Genomic DNA, 20,126 nt, shown 5'->3' on the forward strand with positions numbered 1-20,126 from the left:
GACAAGGCCAACATGCGCGACCCGATCCACCGAGGGCACCTGAACTTGAGACGCGTCCAACACGACAGCCTGCCAGGGCGTAGCGTGCGCGGCCGACCTGCCTTGCAGGACGCCTCATCCGACCGGAGTTCCACCTCCCACGCGATGGCCGCCGCGTCAGCCCTTGAGGGAGGGCGCTGCGACGAGCGCACCGCGGGCGGCGACCACGATCGTTTCGACCGTGGTGTTGCTGGCGAGAGCTGACCGCAGTTGCTCGTCGGGCGTGACCGCGGCGGTGTTGCGGTGAAGTCGTTGTTCGTGAGTTTCGACCGCACCGTGTGGCGTTCGGTGAGGCGCTGGACGCGCTTCGTAGTCGAGGAGCGTCCTCATGCCCCCTTCGAAGGTCGAGTTGTACGCCGCGATCCGCCGAGATGCCCGCGCGGGGATGTCGGGCCGTGCGATAGAGCGGAAGTACCGTGTGGGCCGGCGGACGATCGTCAAGGCGCTGTCGTCGGCGTGGCCTGAGCCGCGGAAGAAGCCGCCGCCTCGGGGTTCGAAGCTGGATCCGTGCAAGCCTGCCATCGACGAGATGTTGCTGGCGGACCTGGACGCGCCGCGCAAGCAGCGGCATACCATCACGCGGATCTATCACCGGCTGATCGACGAGCACGGGATGTCGGATGTGTCCTATCAAGTGGTCCGGTCCTATGTCGCGGAGCGTAGGCGGAGCAGTTGGTCGTAGGCGGCGACCGAGGGCAGCGGCCGGGTATCGGGCGGCAGCTTTTCCAGGCGGCGCGCGGTCAGCGAGGTGACCGCGGCAGGGTCGGCCGGCCCGTTGTCATCGGTGGCCGTCTGGTCGCCGGCGTCGGCGGCCTTGCGGGCCTCTAGCCCGACCGCGTCCGCGGTCAGCGCCCCGGCCCGCAGTGCGGCTGCCAGCCCGGCAACGACGTGCTCGCCGTCCATGTGCCGGTGCAGCAGCAGGACCTCGACCAGCGCACGCGTTCCAGCGGCATCGCCGTGCGCCTTTCGCGCCGCTGCCCACCAAGCGTCGTGCACGGGGGTCCGCAAGGCTGCGGCCCCCCGACGCAGCGCGGTCACCTCTCACAGACATTGATCACGCATCCGGCCATCCTGTGCGGTCAGAACTCACGAACAAACGCGGTCACTTCTCGCCAGCAAAACCACGACCGCCTAGCCAAGGTGGTGCCACAGTCGGAAGCTGGCAACGACCTGCACCGCCTGGGGCGTCCCCTGCCGCACACCGCCACCAAGGCAGCCTCAAAATCAGAGTGCGAACGCGGTCCGAACCTCCTGAAGGAGGCTGGGGTAGTCGGTACCGAAGGCGGCCGCCGCAGCCCAGAGGGCGTCGAGCGCCGCCTGCAACGGGTCGGATTCGACGGCCCCGAACAGTGCGGGAATGGCGGCGGCCTGCTGGGAGAAGTTGTGGGTCCGTCCATCGGGAAGTGTGACCGTCGTACTCGGCACGCGCTCGTCAGCCCACAGCACCTGCCAGACCTGTTCAAAGTCACCGAAAGGCGATGGGAGCTCCCGTCCCTGGTCCATGGCGTGCAGCGCGGGGGCGATCCAATCAATACTCGTCAGACCGGCCACGTCGTAGGCGCGGCGCGCCACCCATCGGGCGACCTCGCCCTGCACCTGCGGGTCAGCGGCGGCTAGCGCCTCACCTAGTTCGCGGTCGAGGCGCGCCATGGCGCGCGCGTTACCGGACACGCTCCGAAGTTGCTCGCTGGGCAAGCGCCCGCCCCACGACTGTGCCTCGAACCGCAGCCTGGCCTGCTCCCTTTCGCGCTCTTTCTCCAGTTCGGCCAGACGCGCCGCCTCTGCTCGCTCCTCGGGCGTGGGAGCCGGTGGCAGACCACGCGCGAATCCGTGCCAGTACGCCGCGTGCTCCGTGGTCTGCTTCAGCACACGATCGGCCTCGGGCGGGGCGGGCCAGAATTGCAAGAGATAACGGTCGATTTGTGGCTCGTCATCGAGCCTGGTGTCGGCGTCCCTGGCCGCCTGCATGCCGCTCGCGCAGTACCGGACGCGGTAGTCGACCCGATCCAGGTCCAGGCTCCGCGTGGCCTCAGCAGCCCACTGCATCAGGGTCACGTCATCGGTCTCGGGTGTGAAAGAGACCTCGACGATGTCCTCCCAGTCCTCATCGACCGGAGGCGGCTCGTCGTGCGACTCGACGACGAACCCGACGTCGCCGGTATGCAGTCCGGTGATCAGGTACAGCGCACCTGGTGACGCTGCGCCGCACAGCCCGTTCTCCTGCCCCAGGAAACAGACTTGCAGGTCAGGTATAAGGTCCGGCGAACTGGTGACGTACAACTGACTGTAGTGAACGTGCACCTCGCCGCTGAACAGTACCTGCATGGCCGACTCTCCAATACTCAAGTGAAACGCCGGCACCGAGTCTGTCGCCTGTCACTGACAAACGAGATCTTCAACCTCCATGCGCTGGCACGCGAGTTGCTCGCGGGCCATCAGCGAACGGTCGAGCACAACCCGTGGCACGACCGAACGGCGCCACGCCCGGAGGTGGCGTCTGAGGGTTCCTCGCGGCCGCCATCAGCGGCCGGACCGGTGAGTCCGTACGCCTGCTCACCAGGGGCGTGAGACATCTATGGTGCAGGTCACGTAGCGACACCTGTCACGGGGATCGGTTGGTCGGCGTCTTGTGTCCGAATCAACAACGACCCGAAGGACGGAACGTCATCATGAGCAAGGTCTGGTTCGTCACCGGTGCGTCGCGCGGTCTGGGGCGCGAATTCGTCGAGGCCGCCCTGGCGCGCGGCGACAAGGTGGCCGCGGCCGCCCGGAACACTGCGAGCCTTGATGAGCTGGTTTCCGCCCATAACGACGCGGTGCTTCCGCTCGAACTGGACGTGACCGACAAGGGCGCCGTCTTCGACAGCGTGAAGAAGGCCAAGGAGCACTTCGGCCGTCTGGACGTCATCGTGAACAACGCCGGGTACGCCCAGGTCGGCGCGGTCGAGGAACTGACCGAGCGGGAGTTGCGCGACCAGATGGAGACCAACCTGTTCGGCGCGGTGTGGGTGATCCAGGCCGCGCTGCCGTACCTGCGCGAGCAGCGCTCGGGTCACATCGTCCAGTTGTCCTCGGCGGCCGGGGTCATCGCCATGCCGCTCGGCGGCGCGTATCACGCCTCCAAGTGGGCCCTTGAGGGCTTGAACGAAGCCCTCGCCGGCGAGGTCGCCAACTTCGGCGTCAAGGTGACCATCATCGAGCCCGGCGGCTTCGCCACCAGGGACGGCAAGAACCCTGATCCGCTCGCCAACGGCCACATGGCCCAGACCGCCCCGGCCTACGACGCTCTCCGCCAACGCCTCGGTGCGGTCGCCGGAAGGCAGCCCGCCGGTGACCCGGCCGCCGCTGCCCAGGCACTCCTCAAGCTCGTCGACTCCGACAACCCGCCCCTGCGGGTGCTGTTCGGCCTGGGCTTCTACCCGATGCTTCAGCAGGCCTACGCCGACCGGCTCAAGACCTGGGCCGACTGGCAGGACCTTTCAGCGGAGGCGCACGGCGAACTCGACCAAGAAAATCGGTGACTCCCGCCCCAGGCTCTTTCAGCCACGAGCCGAAGTGGCCTTCAAGGCGACCTTGCGTTGGAGTGCCGGCTTGTTCGCGCCGACCGTACCGGGCGCGGACAAGCCACTCGGCGCCCCCCCGACAAGACTCCGCGTAAAGCCGGGAAATGAGAGTGATGCTGCCGCGCGGTGGCATTTGAGCCGATCGATACCGCACTCGACGGTATGACCGACCGGTCCATGGCGCGCGGACGGCCACCTTCTGGATTGGCTCCCTGGATACCGGTCTTCACCACCTCGAAAGGCTGGTCGACCACGCGCCAATCCCCCCCATGAGGCGGTGTGGCCGCCTCGTAGCTTGGACGAGACTGGGCCACACTCCCACCCCTCCTCGCGTGGCCCGGCGATCGGTGTTCAGCCGTAGGTCGTGATCTTCGTGGCTGAGTGGCTCGCGGGGCCGTCTGGACTGCGCTTGCCCTTTCAGCGGGCGCTGTCGGCCGGTGTCGAGGGAGTGTCCGTGCCTTGTCTGATCAAGAGGACGAGGCGCTCTGCTTGAGTGGCGTCCGTGGCGGTCAGTGCGATCCCGTTGGCCAGGGCGAGTAGTTCCGACGCGCTGAGGTCGGGCCGCACAGCGCCAGCGCTTTGTGCCCGGGTCAGCAGAGCGGACGCGGCTGTGTGCATCGACTCGTGCCAGCGATCGAACAGGGCGGAGCGCTGACCAGTGATCGACAGCGCCAGGTCTCGTTTGGTCGCCACGTGTGCGATGAAGTCCGCGAGCCAGCCGAAGAGGGCGTCGCCAGGAGGATCTTCGGTCAGCAGGGCCTGGCTTCGGGCGCAGAGCGCGTCCACTTCCTCGGAGTAGACGGCGATGATCAGTTCGCGGCGCGTCGGGAAGTGCCGGTACATCGTGGCGTTGCCGACGCCGGCTCGGCGGGCGATGTCGTCGAGCGGTGCGTCGACGCCCTGGTCGTGGAAGACGTCCCTGGCCGCGGACACGAGCAGGTCGTAGTTGCGCCGAGCGTCCGCGCGAAGACGACGCTGGGGTTCCGGACGCTGCCCAGGTCCGGCGCTCTGCGGTGGCATGACCCTCCTTGCTAACCGGGGACTTCCCCAGTTAGCGTAGCCGAACGCGGCAACCGGGGTACTCCCCACTTGCTGCCTCGCCCGTCCCCACGGAGGAGCATTCGCATGTCGCAGGGAACAGCGGACACCTCGCACCCAGGACCGGGAGAGATTCACCGGCGCAGCGTCGAGGGTTACGCGCAGGTCCTGGAAGGCCGGATCGAAGACGCCAATCGACGGCGGGATGCTCAAGACGGTCTGAGCCCCGGGTCACCAGGTCAGCGGGAGGGCGTCCAGGCCCAGGACGAGGCTGGCGTGCTCGACGGGTTGTTCATCCGGGGAGATGCGGTAGCCGGGGATTCGGGCATGCCATTCGCGCAGGGCTATCTGGAGTTCGAGGCGGGCGAGGTGGGCGCCGAGGCAGCGGTGCGGACCGGCGCCGAAGGCCAGGTGGCGGGTCGGAGGCCGGTCGATGTCGATGGTGGACGCGGCGGGCATCGTGCGCGGGTCGCGGGCGGCCATGGCGAGCGGGAGCATGACCATGTCCCCGGCCTTCATCGGGCACCCGTGCATGTCGATGTCGCGGGTGAGCTTGCGCGCGGGGAGGACGAGGGCGTAGACGCGGAGGAACTCCTCGATCGCGTCCGGGATGACGTCCGGTTCGGCGACGAGCCTGGCCCTGTCGGAGTCGTGGCGGGCCAGATGCCAGAAGGTGAAGGACAGATGGGCGGCGACGGTGTCCAGCCCGGCGAGGAAGAGCAGGATGCACAGTTGCAGCAGTTCGTCGTCGGTGACCGGACGTCCGTCGACGACGAACGTGGTCGCGGCGCTGACCAGGTCCTCGCGCGGGTGGGCCCGGCGGTCCTGGATGAGCTCGGTGAAGCAGGTCGTCAACGCGCCCATGGCCTCGCGCCGTCCGGAACCGGAGGGCGGTGGATGCAGGATGGCGTACTCCCACGCCAGGAATTCCTCCAGCCGTTCGGTGGGCAGGCCGAGCAACTCCAGGAAGACGGTCGTCGGGTAGAGCCGGGCGAAATCCGCGACGAAGTCGCAGGAGCCCCGGCTCGCGATGCCTTCGATCAGCGATATGCAGTGCTGCGTTATCCGTTTCTCCATCACCGCGGCGGCCACGGGAGAGAACAGGGGGGCGCAACAACCGCCGCCAGGTCGTGTGCAGCGGCGGGTCCAGCATGACCGGAATCCACTGGTGTGCGGGGTCGGGTTCGATGACGGCGATCGCCCGGCTGGAGAACGTTTCCGGATCCCGTAACGCGGCGAGGATGTCGTCGTAGCGCGTCAGGACCCAGAATCCGTGCCCGGCGTCACTTCGAAAGGCGGTGTGCTGCTCCCGCAGTTCGTCCAGCCTTGAATGGGCCTCACCGGCCGGCCTTGCCCCAACGAAGGGGTCGAAGAACACGTGCGGCGCGTTCATGGCGCCTCCATCCTGGTGGCGGACCGAACCCACCTATGATCACACGCGGACCGTCCCTCGTCCGGCGGTGGTCGGCCCGCCGTAGCAGGTACGGACTGCGGATACGGGCGTCGGGCGGAGGAGAACGGTATTGACGCTGCGCTCGAATTTGACGGCATTGCTCGCCGACGCGGGAATCATCGACGTGGACATTGACGAGGCCGTTGAGGACGAGCACGCCCGCTTGGACGCATACCGCAAGGTCATCGCAGTGGTCGCCGCCTCACGGCGCCGTTTCGACGACGGTGCCGCGGCGGCGATCCTGCGCGACCCCGTCGCGACCGTGTCCAAGACGGCCATTGTCGAACTCGTGGACACGGTCGCGATGAAGGCCGCCGATCCAGATGAATTCCAGCAGTGGGCGGCCGGCTTGCCTTTGCCCGGAGACGATGGCCACCGTCGGTTCGTCCGGCGTCGTATCGACGATTGGACGGTCTACCTGGCCATTCGAGGCGACCGAAAGCCGGAGAGCAGCTTGTTGACGGGCATCACCGTATGGATGCAGCGCATCATCGCCGAAGAATCAACGTCGTCCCCAACGGCTGGGTAGACGTGGATTTCGGTGCGCTCGTCGGCGGTGTGCTTGGGCAGGCCCACTCTGGCTATGAGTTGGAGCGGTGCGCGGCCCGGTGGGACGTCGGTGAAGCTGTCGAGTTGGCCGACATCGTCTACACCGCCGATGATCCGGCCGGAGGCGTCGCGGAAGATGCCCGACACGTGCATGGTCGGCACCGGCCGCCCTTGGGCGTCGACGAAGTCCACCTTGAGCTGCGGGATGCCGCGCGTGGTCCGATCATCGCCGCTCCCTCGCGTTCCGCTCCGCGTCCGGATCTTGTGGCGCGGACGCCGGGAGAGGGGTTCCCGAGTGGCGCGGGCGGTCAGAGGAAGGCGGGGCCGCGGCGGAGCAGCGTCTCGTAGAGCATCTGCTGGATGTTCTCGCGGACGTGGTCGGTGATCTCGAAGACCGTCATGGGGTCGTCGGCGGCGTCGGCGTCGTACTCGTCCAGCGTCATCGGCTCGCCGAAGCGGATCACCCACTTGGACGGGAGCGGGATGAGCCCGGCGAGGCCGAGCAGAGGGAACGTCGGGGTGATCGGGAAGTACGGGAGGCCGAGGAGGCGGGCCAGCGGGCGCATGTCGGCGATCTTGGGGTAGATCTCCTCGGCGCCGACGATGGCGCAGGGGACGATCGGCACCCCGGCGCGCAGGGCGGTGCCGACGAAGCCGCCGCGGCCGAAGCGCTGGAGCTTGTAGCGGTCGGCGAACGACTTGCCGACGCCCTTGAAGCCCTCCGGGAAGACGCCGACGAGCTCGCCCTTGGCGAGCAGGCGCGACGCGTCGGACTTGCAGGCGAGCGTGTGCCCGGCCTTGCGGGACAGGTGCCCGAGCAGCGGGATCTGGTAGACGAGGTCGGCGCCGAGCAGGCGGACCTGCCGGTCGGCGTGGTCGTGCAGCGCGACCGACAGCATGAGCGCGTCGATGGGGACGGTGCCGGAGTGGTTCGCGACGAGCAGCGCACCGCCCTCGGGGATGTTGTCCACGCCGTCGAGCTCGACGCGGAACCAGTGCTCGTAGAGGGCGCGGGCGAGCGGCAGGACGACCGTGGCGTTGAACTCGGGGTCGAAGCCGAACTCGTCGACCTCGTACTCGCCGGACAGCCGGCGGCGCAGGAACGCCAGGCCGGAGGCGATCCCGCGCTCCAGCGGGGTTCGCTCCGGCGGGTCGTCGCCGGTGGAGTCGTCGCGGACGGAGGCGAGCCGGATGACCTGCGCGCCCTCGTCGTCCTTCGGCTGGTGGGCGTTCATCATGCCGGCTCCCCTCTCAGGTGCGTCCCAGCAGTCCGGCCAGGCGGCCGTGCCCGTGGCCGAGGCCCTGGGCGGCGGCGAAGTCGGCGAAGGCCGCCTCGGAGCTGTACTTGGGACGCCACGACAGCTCGTTCTCCAGCGCGGTGGTGTCGATGACCCGCCCGTACGTCAGCCAGCGCAGCAGCTCTGGGGAGAATCCGGACAGGCCCGCGAAGCGGCGTCCCATGTCGCCGAGCACCGAGATCGACGGGGACGGCACGGGCAGGTACGGGCGCCCGGCGCGGCGGAGTGCCTGGGAGAGGAGCAGCACGCCGTCCCCGGCCACGTTGAAGCAGCCGGGGTGGTCCTCGGTCGTCATGCGGCGCAGCACCTCGACGCCGTCGTCCTCGTGGATGAACTGGAGGCGCGGGTCGAAGCCCAGCACCGTCGGGACGACCGGCAGGTGCAGGTACCGGGTGAGGGGCGAGTCGACCCCCGGCCCGAGGAAGTTCGCGAACCGCAGCACCGACACGGCGAGGTCGGAGCGGCGCCGCATCAGCCCGCGGACGTAGCCCTCGACCTCGACGGCGTCCTTGGCGTAGCCGGTCCTCGGCGGCTCGACGGGCTCGTCGCGCTCGGTGAAGACGGCCGGGTCCATCGGCGAGGAGCCGTAGACGGCGGCCGACGACCGGACGACGAGCTTGCGCATGTCGGGCGAGCGCTGGCAGGCCGCGAGCAGCTGCATCGTCCCGATGACGTTGAGCTCTTTCACCTTCGCCCGCGGGACGGACGAGGAGGTGACGAGGTTGAGGTGCACGACGGTGTCCACCGCCGCCGACGCGATGATCTTCGCGATGCCGGGCGTGCGGATGTCCACCCGGACGAACTCGGTGCGGCCGAGGGACTCGACGGGCGGTACCGTGTCGACCCCGATGACGCGCTCGATGCCCGGGTCGGCCTGGAGGGCGTTCGCGACCCGCGCCCCCAGGAAACGGGAGACGCCCGTGACGAGGACGACACGGGCCGCGGCGGCGGGCATGGAGGACACTGTGCGCCCCACCCCTTACGGCTGAACGGCCGGCGTGATCACTTCTTGTTGCGGCGCTGGATGCGCGTCTTCTTCAGAAGCTTGCGGTGCTTCTTCTTGGCCATCCTCTTGCGACGCTTCTTGATGACAGAGCCCACGGGACCTCGCTCGGCGTATCGGGTGATGTGCAGGAGACGGGCGTGCCGCAGGCGAGCATGATGGCTCTGGGAAAAGCGCGCACGGTCCGCCGACCAAGACTACCGCTCCACCGATGGAGATCATGCCGCGGCCTGCCCCGCGGTGGTGGGCACGGGTGTGGACACGACGGTACGGACGGCGGCCGGCACCGCGACTCGCACGGCGCCGGGCACCGTTCCGTCCGGGCGGGCGTGGCCGCCGGCCATCGCCCGTCCGCTCGGTGTCCGGACCGTTCTGCCGGTCCTCGTCCTGCTTCCCCAGCTTCGGGCCGGTCCCTCGGGACCCGCCCGACGCCCCCTGCACGGCCGGGTATGGAGTTCGCGGCGAGGTCATGCCCCGCCCCTACCCGTTATCCGGCTTCGATGTACGCGTCGCGCAGGTAATCGTGAACGGCCTGCTCGGGAACCCGGAACGAGCGGCCCACGCGGATCGCGGGAAGCTCGCCCGAGTGGACGAGACGGTAGACGGTCATCTTGGACACCCGCATCACCGCCGCCACTTCGGCGACGGTCAGGAACCTGACCTCGCTCAGAGGTCGCTCGCCTGAGGTCATCGGACGCCCTCTTCCACACGTGCCGCGCACCGGCCCTTCGGGTGACTTTGATCACGCACGTGTACTTCCTCCAGCGTAAATCGCGTATCGGCAGTCGCAAGAGGGGAGTTCCGCACATTTCTGTATCCGACCTGACCGGGTGGATACAGTCCTGATGCTCTACACAACGTGGACCTGACGGGACAACGCGTGGCACGACGAACGCTTGTCAACCGGAACCCCGTGTTGACCTGCGGTTCCGCCGTACCCGACGGCTCCCGGCAAGCCCATGAGCCCCGTTACGGCCGCCCTGTCACACGGAGTGACAGGGCGCACGGCGGCCGGTCCGGCCGGAGCGGGGCGGGCGCGAGGGTCAGCCGGCGGCGCTCCGCCGCGCACGATCAAGGATGTAGGCGGTCAGAGGCTCGTAGTGGTGCGCGGAGACGCCGTCGTCGAGCGGGACGACGACGTCGATCTTGCCCTCGGCGGCGCCGGCGAACAGCGCCGGGTCGTTACAGTCCGCGAACCCGACGGTGTCGATGCCCGCCTGGCCGGCGGCGCCGGCCCAGCCGTGATCGGCGATGGCCAGATCCGGCCAGATATCGGGTTTAGCTTCCGCGTCGCCCTCAGAACCGATATCAGCGAGCTCCCGGAGCATCGCCTCCATCGGGTGCGGGTCGTGCGTGTGGTGCGTCCGGAGGTCGCTGCCCTCCAGCATCGCGACGCCGGGGTCGGCGTAGACGATGCGGCGCAGGTCCGAGCCGCCGTAGCCGGTCTCGATCTCGTACGTCCAGCCGGCCGCGGGGGTCAGGATCCGGCAGCCCGCCTCGATCAGCTCCCGCGCGACCGCCTGGTACAGCGGCGTCAGCGTGGCCGGATGGCCGGTCGCGAGGACCACGTTCTCCCGGCGGCGGGCGGCGAGGCCGATGCGGTCGCCCATCGCCTCCAGCGTGTCGAGCGTGATGTCGGGGTCGATGGTGTCGTCGCCGTACAGGTGGTGGGGATCGGGGTCGACGCCGCAGCGCTCGACCATCATCTCCAGGACGGTCTGCTCCGTCCATGACGGCTTCAGCTCCAGGCCGAGCTGGTAGTACGGGTTGCCGGCGGCCATCCGCCGGTAGTGCAGCAGGTTGTTCTGGCGCGGCGTGGCCACGTCGCCGGCGATCATCGTCCGGACGAGGTGGGCGCGCAGCTCGTCCCGGGTGGGCGCGGATCTCATCGGCGGCTCACTCGTCCGTCATCGGGTCGAGGCCGTGCTCGGGGAACACCGCGCGCCGCGTCGCCAGCACCGCCTGGTCGACCGGGTTCCCCGGGTCGTAGCCGTCGCCCCACCTGCTGACCTCCACCGCGTCGGTCCCGTCCGTCATCCTGAGGGGGGCGATCTCCTCCGTCCGGAGCCGGACGAAGTCGCGCCAGCCCTCCGGGGTCGCCGTCCGCGGGGGGATCGGCTCGCCCGAAGCCTCGGCCAGCAGGTGCGTCCACGCCCGCGGAACGACCTGGACCAGCTCGTAGCCGCCGCCTCCGGTGAGCATCCAGCGGCCGCCGGCGGTCTCGTGGGCGAGCCGGTGCAGCCACGCGTAGGCCGTGCGCTGCCCGTCGACGCTGAGCGTCAGGTGCGCGAGCGGGTCGAGCGCGTGGCCGTCGGCGCCCTGCTGGGTGACGAGCACCTCGGGGCGGAACCGGCGCAGCAGCGGCGGGATGATCGCGTCGAAGGCCCGCAGCCAGTGCCGGTCGCCGCAGCCGGGCGGCAGCGAGATGTTGACGGACGTGCCCTCCGCGCCGGTCTCGTCGGGGAATCCGGTTCCCGGGAACAGCGTCCGCGGCGACTCGTGCAGGCTGATCGTCAGGACGCGGGGGTCGTTGTAGAAGGCCTCCTGGACGCCGTCGCCGTGGTGGACGTCGATGTCGACGTAGGCGACGCGCTCGGCGCCGTTCTCCAGCAGCCAGGCGATCGCGATGGCCGGGTCGTTGTAGACGCAGAACCCGCTGGCGGCGCCGCTGAGCGCGTGGTGCAGGCCGCCGGCGATGTTCGCGGCGTGCTCGGAGCGTCCCGTCCAGACCGCCTCGGCCGCGGCGACGGACGCGCCGGTGACCAGGGCGGACGCCTCGTGCATCCCGAGGAACACCGGGTTGTCGGCGGTGCCGAGGCCGTATCGCGGGTCGGGCAGCCCGGTGGCGCCGGCGTGCTTGACGGCGGCGATGTACGGCTCCTCGTGGACGAGCCTGAGCAGCTTGTCGTCGGCGGACTCGAACCCCGAGACCGTCACGTTCGGGCGGTCGAGGACGCCGAACTCCCGGGCCAGCGCCATCGTCAGCTCGACCCGGACGGGGTTCAGGGGATGCCCGGAACCGAAGTCGTAGGAGATGAGCCGCTCGTCCCAGAAGACGTTGAGCCCGCAGTTCTCGGGGCCGGGGGGCGGGGACGGATCGGCACTGCTCATGACCTCACGGTATCGCGCGGCTCACGTGACCTGGCCCACACGGGACCCGCACGATCCCTTTACCGAACCGGCCCGCGCAACACGCCTGTGACGTGAATTACACGCCGGAAACGGGCATACCGATATCAGGCAGAAATCTCCTATAGGGGGGTAAATGGACGGGCCGAGCGTTCGCAGCCGCGCGATCAGCAACGCGCTTCGCCTGGGCGTTCGTCCGTTCCTGAACTACCTCCCCGGCCCGGGCAGCATCCGCACCGCCCGGTCGACCGTGGACGTCGCGGCCCTGCTGATGCGGCACGGCTCCCGCGTCCGGTTCGACTCGCTGGACGAGCCGCCGCCCGAGGACGCCGGTGACCGCCCGGTCAAGGGCGAGTGGGTCATCTGCCGGGACGTCGCCGAGGACGACGCGCGGGGCGCCGTCCTCTACCTGCACGGCGGTGGCTACGTCGCCTGCTCGCCGCGCACGCACCGTCCGATCACGTCGCGGCTCGCGCTCGACACGGGCCTGCCGGTCGTCGCCGCCCGGTACCGGCTCGCCCCCGAGCACCAGTTCCCCGCCCCGCTGGAGGACGCCCTCGCCGCCTACCGGTGGCTGCTGGCCCGCGGCGTCCCGGCGTCCGGCATCGTGCTCGCGGGCGACTCGGCCGGCGGGCACCTCGCCGCCGTGCTGACCGGCGAGATCTGCCGGCTGGGCCTGCCGAGACCGGCCGGCCTGCTCCTTTTCTCCCCCTGGGTGGACCTCACCTGCGAGCTGTCCATCCAGGCGCAGGCCCGCGCGCACGACCCCTACATCAGCGCCGCGTCGGCGCGCCGGGTCGCGCGCCTCGTCGTGGGGCCGGAGGGATTCGACGACCCGCGGCTGGCCCTGCTCTCCTGCGCCTGGGACGGCATCCCGCCCGTCCTCATCCAGGTCGGCGGCGCCGAGGTCCTGCGCGCCGAGGCCGAGGCGTTCGCGGAGGCCCTGCAGAACGGGGGGGCCGCCTGCGATCTGGAGGTCTGGAACGGGCAGATGCACGTCTTCCAGATCCTCAACCGCGTCCTGCCGGAGGCGGGGGACGCGATGCGCTCCGCCGCCCGCTTCGTCGGGCAGGTGACCTCCACCGCGTCCCCGGGGAAGACGGCCGCGGCCTAGCGTTCGCGGGTGTCGCGCTTCCGCAGGTTCGCGGCGAGGAGGGCGGCGGCGTGGTCGGCCATGAAGCGGGGGACGCGCAGCTTGATCAGCGCCCGGTGCAGCGCGGACGCCGGGAACGGCAGGTCCTCCGGACGTGCGCGCCGCTCTCGCATCCCCTGCCCCCCGGGTTCTCAAGATCAACCAAAATATAGGCCGACCGGGGCCGGGGCCGCCGGGCGTTTCGGGACGCGGCCAGTCGTGCGTGTGGGAGCCATGGGGGCTCGGATCAGAAGCTGCTCGCGGGCTCGCGTTCGTAGAACTCGTCGTCCTCGGTGCGCCGGCCGCGTCCCACGGTGAAGAACCCGACCAGCGCGGCCAGCGCGGCGCCGCCCTCGCCGGCAAGGCTGACCGTCTTCTCCAAGTACCAGACGGGCTCGTACATGTCGGGCATCGGGCCGAGCGCGCCCATGTCGACGTAGTAGTACAGGACGAGGGCGCCGACCGCGCTCCCCGCGACGAGGAACGCGAGCGCGTAGGACCAGCGGGTCGCGTAGGTGAGGATGATGACGGCGGCCACGCCGGCGACCGCGGCCTGGATGCGGAAGAGCAGGTCCCCGTCGATGGACCCGCCCTGCACGTAGGCCATGTCGGGCGCGAACTTCCAGTGCACGATCGCGTCGGCCGCCAGCCCGGCGGCGACGATCAGGCGGAGTATGAGTCCCATATCTGTAACACGAACGGGACCCCGGGGTCGGATCAATGTTCAAAGATGAACTTTCATTCGGTTCCGCACCCCGACGCGGATCAGCCGCCCGCGAGCTCCCGGCCCCGGTTCCGGGCGGCCTCGATCGCCTCCAGGACGGCGGCGCGGACCCCGTGCCGCTCCAGCTCCCGGATCGCCGAGATCGTCGTCCCGCCGGGGGACGTGACGGCCTCGCGCAGCAGCACCGGGTGCTCGCCGGAGTCGCGGAGCATGACGGCGGCGCCGACGGCCGACTGGATCACCATCTCCAGCGCGGCGGCGCGCGGCATGCCGAGCAGGATGCCCGCGTCCACCATGGCCTCGACCAGGTAGTAGAAGTACGCGGGCCCGCTGCCGGACAGGGCCGTCGCGCCGTCCTGCAGCGACTCGGGGATGCGCAGCACCTTGCCGACGGGCGACAGCAGCTCCTCCGCCAGCTTCAGGTGCTCCTCGCCGGCGTGCGACCCGGCGGAGATGACGCTCATCGCCTCGTCCACGTGGACGGGCGTGTTCGACATGACGCGGACGACGGGGACGCCCTCCGGCAGCCGCGCCTCGACGAACCCGGTCGTGATCCCCGCCGCCATCGAGATCACCAGCCGCCCCGGCGGGACGTGCGGGCCGATCTCGTCCAGCAGGACGCCCATGTCCTGCGGCTTCACCGCGAGGACCAGCGTCCCCGCCTTCGCGGCGGCCTCCGCGTTCGGCAGGATGTCGATGCCGTACCGCTCGCGCAGCAGCGCCCCGCGCTCCTCCCGGCGCGCGGTCGCCACCAGCTCGGACGGGCGGCGGCCGGCCCGGAGCACCCCGGACAGCAGCGCCTCGCCCATCTTCCCGGCACCCAGAATCGCGATCATCGGCCACCCTCGGATCTCATCTCAGCGACGCGTCCACCCTAGTCCCGGGCCGGATCCCCGCGAGGAACGCCCTCCGAAGAACGCCTGGTCAGGACCGTCCGGCGAGGGACCGCATGAAGAAGCGCAGGTTGGCGGGCCGCTCGGCGAGCCGGCGCATGAAGTACTGGTACCACTCGCGGCCGTAGGCGACGTAGACGCGGACCTGCGCGCCCTGCGCGGCCAGCCTGCGCTGCTCCTGCGGACGGATCCCGTAGAGCATCTGGTACTCGAACGTGGAGGCGTCGCGCTCGTGCAGGTCGGCCAGCGCGCCCGCGATCTCGATGAGCCGCGGGTCGTGCGTCGCGAGCATCGGATAGCCCTTGCCGGCCATCAAGACCTTCATGCACCGCACGTACGACCTGTCGACCTCTTCCTTGTCGGTGAAGGCGACCGCCGCCGGCGCCGCGTACGCGCCCTTGCACAACCGCACACGCGAACCCTCGTAGGCCAGTTCGGTGCAGTGCTCCTCAGCGCGGCGCAGGTAGGCCTGGACGACCGCGCCCACGTCCGGGAAGTCCCTCCGCAGCTCCTGGACGATCCGCAGCGTCGAATCGACGGTCGTGTGCTCCTCCATGTCGAGGGTGACCGTCGTGCTGGACGAACGGGCGGCTTCGCAGACCCGCCGGGCGTTCTCCAGGGCGAGGTCTTCGTCCAGCGTCTGCCCCACCGCGGACAGCTTCATCGACACCTCGGCGCGCGTACCGAGCCCGGCGTCACCCAGCCGTTCCAGGAGCTCGACGTAGTGCGTGGCGTTCGCCTCCGCGCGGTTCTTGTCGCTGGTGTCCTCCCCCAGGACGTCCAGGGTGACGAGCAGCCCTTCGCCGCTCAGCTCCTCGGTGACGCGCAGCGCGTCCTCGATCGTCTCCCCGGCGACGAACCGGCGGACGACGTCGCCGGTGAACGGCGCGGTCTCCATGATCCGCCGCGCGCCGCCGCTGCGCGACGCGGCGAGCAACGCCTGACGAAGCACTGTGCGAACCCCTTGTCCGTGCGCGTACCGTCCCAGGTTAAGCCCGGGACGGCCCCGCGATCACGACACCGTGCCGAGGCTGTTCCCCGCGCCGTGCTGCTTGACGTACTCGGCCATCCGCGCGCTCTTGACGGCGTCGAACAGCGCCCTGGCCTTCGTCCCGTCCAGGAACACCACGCTCTGCTTGGCGCGCATCCCGGTGCCCTTGTTCGGCAGCGTCATGAACATGACGTCCGACGCGCGGATGCCGCGCATGCTCAGCGCCAGCGAGCGCAGGTCGCCCGCCGACACGCCCTCGTCCACGCTGATCGACTTGGTGAGCGCGGACAGGAACCGGTCGAGCTTGAGGGGGTTGGTGAGCGTCCCGCGGTCGGCGGCCTGCTTGGCGAGCGCGCCGAGGAACGCCTGCTGCCGCTTGATCCGGTCGAAGTCGCCGTTCGGCAGGTTGTAGCGCTGCCGGACGAACAGCAGCGCCTCCTCGCCGTCGAGCTTCTGCCGGCCGGCCGTCCACTGCTTCTTGCGCGCCGGGTCGTACACGCTCTGCTTGATGTTGACGGTGACGCCGCCGAGCGCGTCCGTCATCGACTTGAACCCCTCGAAGTCGATCGCGCCGAAGTGGTCGACGCGGATCCCGGTGAGGTTCTCCATCGTCTCGATCAGCAGCTTCGGCCCGCCGAACGAGAACGCCGCGTTGATCTTCTGCCGGCCGTAGCCGGGGATCTCCACCCACGAGTCGCGCGGGAACGAGATGATGTAGGCCTTCTTCCGGTCCGCCGGCAGGTGCAGCAGCATGATCGTGTCGGTGCGCTGCTGCCCCGGCTTCCAGACCTGGTTCCCCTCGCCGGTGGTGGCGGCCTCGGCCCGCGAGTCCGACCCGACCAGCAGCCAGTTCTCGGTCCCGGCGACGTTCGGCCCCGGCCGCTTCGCCCCGTCGTCGGGCATCACGCCCTTGATCCGGTCGATGTTGCCGTTGTAGGACGACTGCCGCTGCCACACCAGGCCGCCGAGCCCCGCCACGATCAGCGCCACGAACACGCCGACGGCGATCAGGATCCGCGGCCACCGCCGCCTGCGCGCGGTCGCCGTCCCGTCCCCGCCGCCCCAGAACGCGTTCTCGGCCTCGCTCCCCGGGGCGGCCGGCGCCTCGGTGGCCTGCGCCCCCGGAGCCGCCTCGGGCCGCTCCGACGCCTGCGAACCGGAAAGATCAGGGGAGGTCATGGCGCGAAGCTACCAGCCTGAACGGGTGGGGATAGCCGACTTAGCCCCACCTGTCCGATTAAGGCGGATCTCCTCTTCCCGGGTAAACCTCACCCCCGCCTCACGGGTCGTCATGCCGTTCTGCGGCGGAGGGTCACCGCTCCGAGGAGGAGGGCGACCAGGACGAAGGCGGCGATCACGCTCACGTCGACGGTGAGGGTGGTGGTGAAGTCGGGGTTGGCGCTGATCTCCCGCATGCCCTCGACCGCGTACGAGAGCGGCAGGACGTCGGAGATGGCCTGGAGCCAGCCCGCCATGTTCTCGCGCGGGATGATCAGGCCGCAGAGCAGCAGCTGCGGCAGGACGAACGCGGGCATGAACTGGACGGCCTGGAACTCGGTGCGGGCGAACGCGCTGGCGAACAGGCCGAGCGCCATGCCGAGCAGGGCGTCCAGCAGGGAGACGAGGACGAGCGAGCCGAGCGAGCCGTTCAGGTCGAGGTCGAGCCAGGTGAGCGAGATGGCGAGCACGACGGCGACCTGGACGAGCGCGAGGAGCCCGAAGGCGAGGGCGTAGCCGAGCAGCAGGTCCAGCTTGCCGAGCGGCATGGTCATCAGCCGTTCGAGGGTGCCGCTGGTCCGTTCGCGCAGGGTGGCGACGCTGGCCACGACGAACATGACGATGAACGGGAACAGGCCGAGCAGCATGGGCCCGATCCGGTCGAAGACCTCCGGCTGGTCGAACACGTACCGCAGCAGGATCATCAGCAGCGTCGGGACGCCGATGAGCAGCGCGAGCGTGCGGTGGTCGTGCTTGAGCTGCGCGAGGATGCGGCGCATCGTGGCGAGGGTGATGGCGGCGCTCATGCCGTACTCCCGGCCTTCTCGGTGATCAGGTGGAGGAACGCCGCCTCGAGGTCGGGCGTCCCGGTGCGCGAGCGCAGCCCGTCCGGCGTCCCGTCGGCGAGGATCACGCCCTCGCGTATGAGCAGGAGCCGGTCGGTGCGTCCCGCCTCGTCCATGACGTGGCTGGACACCACCAGGGTGGCGCCGCGGTCGGCCAGCTCGCGGAACAGCTCCCACAGCTCCTGGCGGAGCACGGGGTCGAGGCCGACGGTCGGCTCGTCCAGGACGAGCAGTTCGGGCGAGCCGAGCAGCGCGACGGCGAGGTTGGCGCGGCTGAGCTGCCCGCCGGACAGCGTGGCGGCCGTCTGGTCGCGGCTGCGGCCGAGGCCGACCTCGTCGATGACGCGGTCGACGTCGGAGCGCGGGGCCCGCAGGACGGACGCGAAGTAGCGCAGGTTCTCGGCGACGGTCAGGTCGGCGTAGACGGCGGGCGTCTGCGTGGAGTACCCGACCCGGCGCCGCAGGCCGGGGGACCCGGCGGGCTCGCCGAGGACGGCCACCGTCCCGCTCCGGACGATCTGGACGCCGACGAGCGCCCTCATCAGGGTGGTCTTCCCGCAGCCGCTCGGCCCGAGGAGCCCCACGATCGAGCCGCGCGGGACGTCGAAGGAGAGCCCGTGCAGCACCTCCCGGCCGCCGCGGACGACCCGCAGGTCCCGCACGTTCACCGCCGGCTCGGCCTTGCCCACCGGACTAGAACTCATCATATGTTGAATTTATGCCCGCACAGAGGCCCGGTCAAGGGCGTTACGAAGGGCTCAGGACGTGAGGTAGCGCTGGAGGGTCGGCGCGACCAGCTCGATCAGCTCGTCCTCGGACGCGGACGCGAGCGGCTCGACGCGCAGCACGTACCGCAGGATCATCAGCCCGATCATCTGCCCGGCCGCCGCCTGGATCCCGAGCGGCGGCGCCGCCGTGACCTGCTTGGCCCGCCCGAACAGCGCGGACGTGACGAACTCCCGCAGCAGCGCCGCCGCCCGCTCGTTCGTCATCGCCGAGCGGAGCATCGCCAGCATCGGCGCGCGGCGGTCGGCGTCCCCCCACACGCTCAGGAAGGTGCGCACCATCGTCTCGCCGAGCCGGTCCCGGGGGGCGGTCAGGATCTGGGGCAGCACGACGGCCGGGTCCACCGGGAAGCGCATCGCCTCGATGAACACGCCTTCCTTGTTGCCGAAGAAGTGGTGGACGAGGGCCGGGTCGACCCCGGCGGCGCGGGCGATGGCGCGCAGCGACGCGCCGTCGTACCCCTTCTCGGCGAACAGGCCGCGGGCCTCGGCCAGGATCTTCTCGCGGGTCTCGGTGGGGCCGGGCCGGCGCCCCGGGCCCCGCGTCCGGCCCCGGGCGGGTCCGGCCGCGTCGGTCACCGCCGCACGCCCCGGCGGGTGATCTCCCCGGCCGAGGTGACCTCCCAGGTGTGGTCGGCGGCGGCGAGGTGCAGGCGCGCGAACGCCAGGGCCTCCGCGAGGTCCTCCATCCGCTCGGCCCGGTTCGACGCGCGCCGCGTGTTGACCTCCAGGACGATGTGCCCCCGGAAGCCGCCCTCGGCGAGGTTCTCCAGCATCGGCCCGCACGGCTGGTTGCCCCGCCCCGGGACGAGGTGCTCGTCCTTGTTCATGACGCCGACGCCGTCGGCCAGGTGGACGTGCCGCAGCCGGTCGCCGAGGCTCCCCGCCATGTCGACGGCGTCGGACCCCGAGACGGCGGTGTGCGACAGGTCGAGCGTCACGTACGGGTAGTCCTGGTCGACGGGGTTCCAGTCGGGCAGGTACATGCCCGCCTCGGCGCCGCGCGCCTTCAGCGGGAACATGTTCTCGACCGCGAACAGCACGTCCGTCTCGTCCTGCATGCGGGCGAGCCCGTCGACGAACTCCTTGGCGTAGTCGCGCTGCCAGCGGAACGGCGGGTGCACGACGACGACCTCGGCCCCCAGCTCCTCGGCGACGTCCTTGGAGCGGATCAGCTTGCCCCAGGGGTCGCGTCCCCAGACCCGCTGGGTGAGCAGCAGGCAGGGCGCGTGGATCGACTTGATCGGCACCTGGTGGTAGTCGGACAGCCGGCGCAGGACGTTCAGGTCCTGCGACGAGGCGTCCGTCGAGACCATCACCTCGATGCCGTCGTACCCCAGCAGCGCTGCGATCTCGAACGCGCTCGGTACCTTCTCCGGGTAGACCGACGCGGTGGAGAGCGTGATCGGCGCGTCCGGCACGCGGAGCGCGGGTGAAGCGGCACCGTTGTACTGCGGGGTCAAGGC

At 70.2% G+C, this 20,126-nt stretch carries 24 protein-coding genes; 4 read left to right on the forward strand and 20 right to left on the reverse strand.

The features are described 5' to 3' along the window. Positions 1-156 precede the first annotated feature (156 nt). Positions 157-369: a hypothetical protein gene (locus tag ABGB11_RS16320; RefSeq protein ID WP_347633486.1), complete on the reverse strand. Its 213-nt coding sequence runs from the start codon at positions 367-369 to the stop codon at positions 157-159. Between ABGB11_RS16320 and ABGB11_RS16325 the strand changes: the two genes are divergently transcribed. Beyond that, entirely contained in the window at positions 368-721 is a 354-nt protein-coding gene (locus tag ABGB11_RS16325) for a hypothetical protein (RefSeq protein WP_347633706.1), read from the forward strand. The two genes, ABGB11_RS16320 and ABGB11_RS16325, sit on opposite strands and share 2 nt — an antisense overlap. On the opposite strand, the gene ABGB11_RS16330 is transcribed toward ABGB11_RS16325, so the two are convergent. Beyond that, positions 685-1,077, reverse strand: a complete 393-nt coding sequence (locus ABGB11_RS16330) for a hypothetical protein (RefSeq protein WP_347633488.1) — start codon at positions 1,075-1,077, stop codon at positions 685-687. The genes ABGB11_RS16325 and ABGB11_RS16330 overlap by 37 nt on opposite strands. A 186-nt stretch (positions 1,078-1,263) precedes the next feature. Next, entirely contained in the window at positions 1,264-2,364 is a 1,101-nt protein-coding gene (locus tag ABGB11_RS16335) for a hypothetical protein (RefSeq protein ID WP_347633490.1), read from the reverse strand. Positions 2,365-2,708: 344 nt separating this feature from the next. On the opposite strand from ABGB11_RS16335, the gene ABGB11_RS16340 reads away from it, so the two are divergent. Next, positions 2,709-3,560 carry an SDR family NAD(P)-dependent oxidoreductase gene (locus ABGB11_RS16340; RefSeq protein WP_347633492.1) on the forward strand — a complete coding sequence of 284 codons (852 nt, stop codon included), beginning with the start codon at positions 2,709-2,711 and terminating at the stop codon, positions 3,558-3,560. Positions 3,561-4,019: 459 nt separating this feature from the next. Here ABGB11_RS16340 and ABGB11_RS16345 read toward each other — a convergent pair whose 3' ends face one another. Further along, entirely contained in the window at positions 4,020-4,622 is a 603-nt protein-coding gene (locus ABGB11_RS16345; RefSeq protein ID WP_347633494.1) for a helix-turn-helix domain-containing protein, read from the reverse strand. 249 nt (positions 4,623-4,871) lie between these two features. Further along, entirely contained in the window at positions 4,872-5,717 is an 846-nt protein-coding gene (locus tag ABGB11_RS16350; protein ID WP_347633496.1) for a cytochrome P450, read from the reverse strand. A 446-nt stretch (positions 5,718-6,163) separates the two neighbouring features. Here ABGB11_RS16350 and ABGB11_RS16355 point away from each other — a divergent pair, with 446 nt between their 5' ends. Beyond that, the gene (locus ABGB11_RS16355; RefSeq protein ID WP_347633498.1) at positions 6,164-6,622 is read left to right on the forward strand and encodes a hypothetical protein; all 459 of its coding nucleotides are present in this window, start codon (positions 6,164-6,166) and stop codon (positions 6,620-6,622) included. Between the two features lie 328 nt (positions 6,623-6,950). Here the strand turns inward: ABGB11_RS16355 and ABGB11_RS16360 are convergent, their stop codons facing one another. From ABGB11_RS16360 to ABGB11_RS16385, 6 genes are all read right to left on the reverse strand, one after another. Beyond that, on the reverse strand, positions 6,951-7,880 hold the full coding sequence (locus ABGB11_RS16360) for a lysophospholipid acyltransferase family protein (protein ID WP_347633500.1): 930 nt from the start codon (positions 7,878-7,880) through the stop codon (positions 6,951-6,953). A gap of 13 nt (positions 7,881-7,893) precedes the next feature. Continuing rightward, positions 7,894-8,895, reverse strand: coding sequence for an NAD-dependent epimerase/dehydratase family protein (locus tag ABGB11_RS16365; protein WP_347633502.1), 1,002 nt, complete (start codon positions 8,893-8,895; stop codon positions 7,894-7,896). Between the two features lie 47 nt (positions 8,896-8,942). After that, positions 8,943-9,041: an AURKAIP1/COX24 domain-containing protein gene (locus ABGB11_RS16370; RefSeq protein WP_018654693.1), complete on the reverse strand. Its 99-nt coding sequence runs from the start codon at positions 9,039-9,041 to the stop codon at positions 8,943-8,945. Positions 9,042-9,430: 389 nt separating this feature from the next. Continuing rightward, positions 9,431-9,634, reverse strand: a complete 204-nt coding sequence (locus ABGB11_RS16375) for a helix-turn-helix domain-containing protein (RefSeq protein WP_021591693.1) — start codon at positions 9,632-9,634, stop codon at positions 9,431-9,433. 352 nt (positions 9,635-9,986) lie between these two features. Continuing rightward, positions 9,987-10,832 (reverse strand): phosphatase, encoded by an 846-nt coding sequence (locus ABGB11_RS16380; protein WP_347633505.1) that lies wholly within the window; start codon positions 10,830-10,832, stop codon positions 9,987-9,989. Between the two features lie 7 nt (positions 10,833-10,839). Next, the gene (locus ABGB11_RS16385; protein WP_347633507.1) at positions 10,840-12,054 is read right to left on the reverse strand and encodes an acetoin utilization protein AcuC; all 1,215 of its coding nucleotides are present in this window, start codon (positions 12,052-12,054) and stop codon (positions 10,840-10,842) included. Positions 12,055-12,208: 154 nt separating this feature from the next. Between ABGB11_RS16385 and ABGB11_RS16390 the strand changes: the two genes are divergently transcribed. Beyond that, positions 12,209-13,186: an alpha/beta hydrolase gene (locus ABGB11_RS16390; RefSeq protein WP_347633509.1), complete on the forward strand. Its 978-nt coding sequence runs from the start codon at positions 12,209-12,211 to the stop codon at positions 13,184-13,186. Here ABGB11_RS16390 and ABGB11_RS16395 read toward each other — a convergent pair. The 9 genes from ABGB11_RS16395 to ABGB11_RS16435 all read right to left on the reverse strand — a co-directional run bounded on the left by ABGB11_RS16395 (position 13,183) and on the right by ABGB11_RS16435 (position 20,123). Beyond that, on the reverse strand, positions 13,183-13,338 hold the full coding sequence (locus ABGB11_RS16395) for a hypothetical protein (protein ID WP_347633511.1): 156 nt from the start codon (positions 13,336-13,338) through the stop codon (positions 13,183-13,185). The two genes, ABGB11_RS16390 and ABGB11_RS16395, sit on opposite strands and share 4 nt — an antisense overlap. Before the next feature lie 113 nt (positions 13,339-13,451). Then, the gene (locus ABGB11_RS16400; RefSeq protein WP_347633513.1) at positions 13,452-13,889 is read right to left on the reverse strand and encodes a hypothetical protein; all 438 of its coding nucleotides are present in this window, start codon (positions 13,887-13,889) and stop codon (positions 13,452-13,454) included. An 80-nt stretch (positions 13,890-13,969) separates the two neighbouring features. Then, entirely contained in the window at positions 13,970-14,764 is a 795-nt protein-coding gene (proC, locus tag ABGB11_RS16405) for a pyrroline-5-carboxylate reductase (RefSeq protein ID WP_347633515.1), read from the reverse strand. 88 nt (positions 14,765-14,852) lie between these two features. Next, a complete protein-coding gene (locus ABGB11_RS16410; RefSeq protein ID WP_347633517.1) occupies positions 14,853-15,773 on the reverse strand; it encodes a proline dehydrogenase family protein in 921 nt (306 codons plus the stop codon). 60 nt (positions 15,774-15,833) lie between these two features. Further along, on the reverse strand, positions 15,834-16,991 hold the full coding sequence (locus ABGB11_RS16415) for an LCP family protein (protein WP_347633519.1): 1,158 nt from the start codon (positions 16,989-16,991) through the stop codon (positions 15,834-15,836). A 110-nt stretch (positions 16,992-17,101) separates the two neighbouring features. Continuing rightward, on the reverse strand, positions 17,102-17,836 hold the full coding sequence (locus ABGB11_RS16420) for an ABC transporter permease (RefSeq protein WP_347633522.1): 735 nt from the start codon (positions 17,834-17,836) through the stop codon (positions 17,102-17,104). Continuing rightward, positions 17,833-18,582: an ABC transporter ATP-binding protein gene (locus ABGB11_RS16425; protein ID WP_347633524.1), complete on the reverse strand. Its 750-nt coding sequence runs from the start codon at positions 18,580-18,582 to the stop codon at positions 17,833-17,835. Before ABGB11_RS16425 ends, ABGB11_RS16420 begins: the two co-directional genes overlap by 4 nt. A 51-nt stretch (positions 18,583-18,633) precedes the next feature. After that, a complete protein-coding gene (locus ABGB11_RS16430) occupies positions 18,634-19,239 on the reverse strand; it encodes a TetR family transcriptional regulator (RefSeq protein WP_347633526.1) in 606 nt (201 codons plus the stop codon). Beyond that, positions 19,236-20,123 (reverse strand): sugar phosphate isomerase/epimerase, encoded by an 888-nt coding sequence (locus tag ABGB11_RS16435; protein ID WP_347633528.1) that lies wholly within the window; start codon positions 20,121-20,123, stop codon positions 19,236-19,238. The genes ABGB11_RS16430 and ABGB11_RS16435 overlap by 4 nt, the downstream gene beginning before the upstream one ends. Between the last annotated feature and the right edge of the window lie 3 nt (positions 20,124-20,126).

This window comes from Actinomadura sp. B10D3 (assembly GCF_039871695.1).
Classification (GTDB): Bacteria; Actinomycetota; Actinomycetes; order Streptosporangiales; family Streptosporangiaceae; genus Spirillospora; species Spirillospora madurae.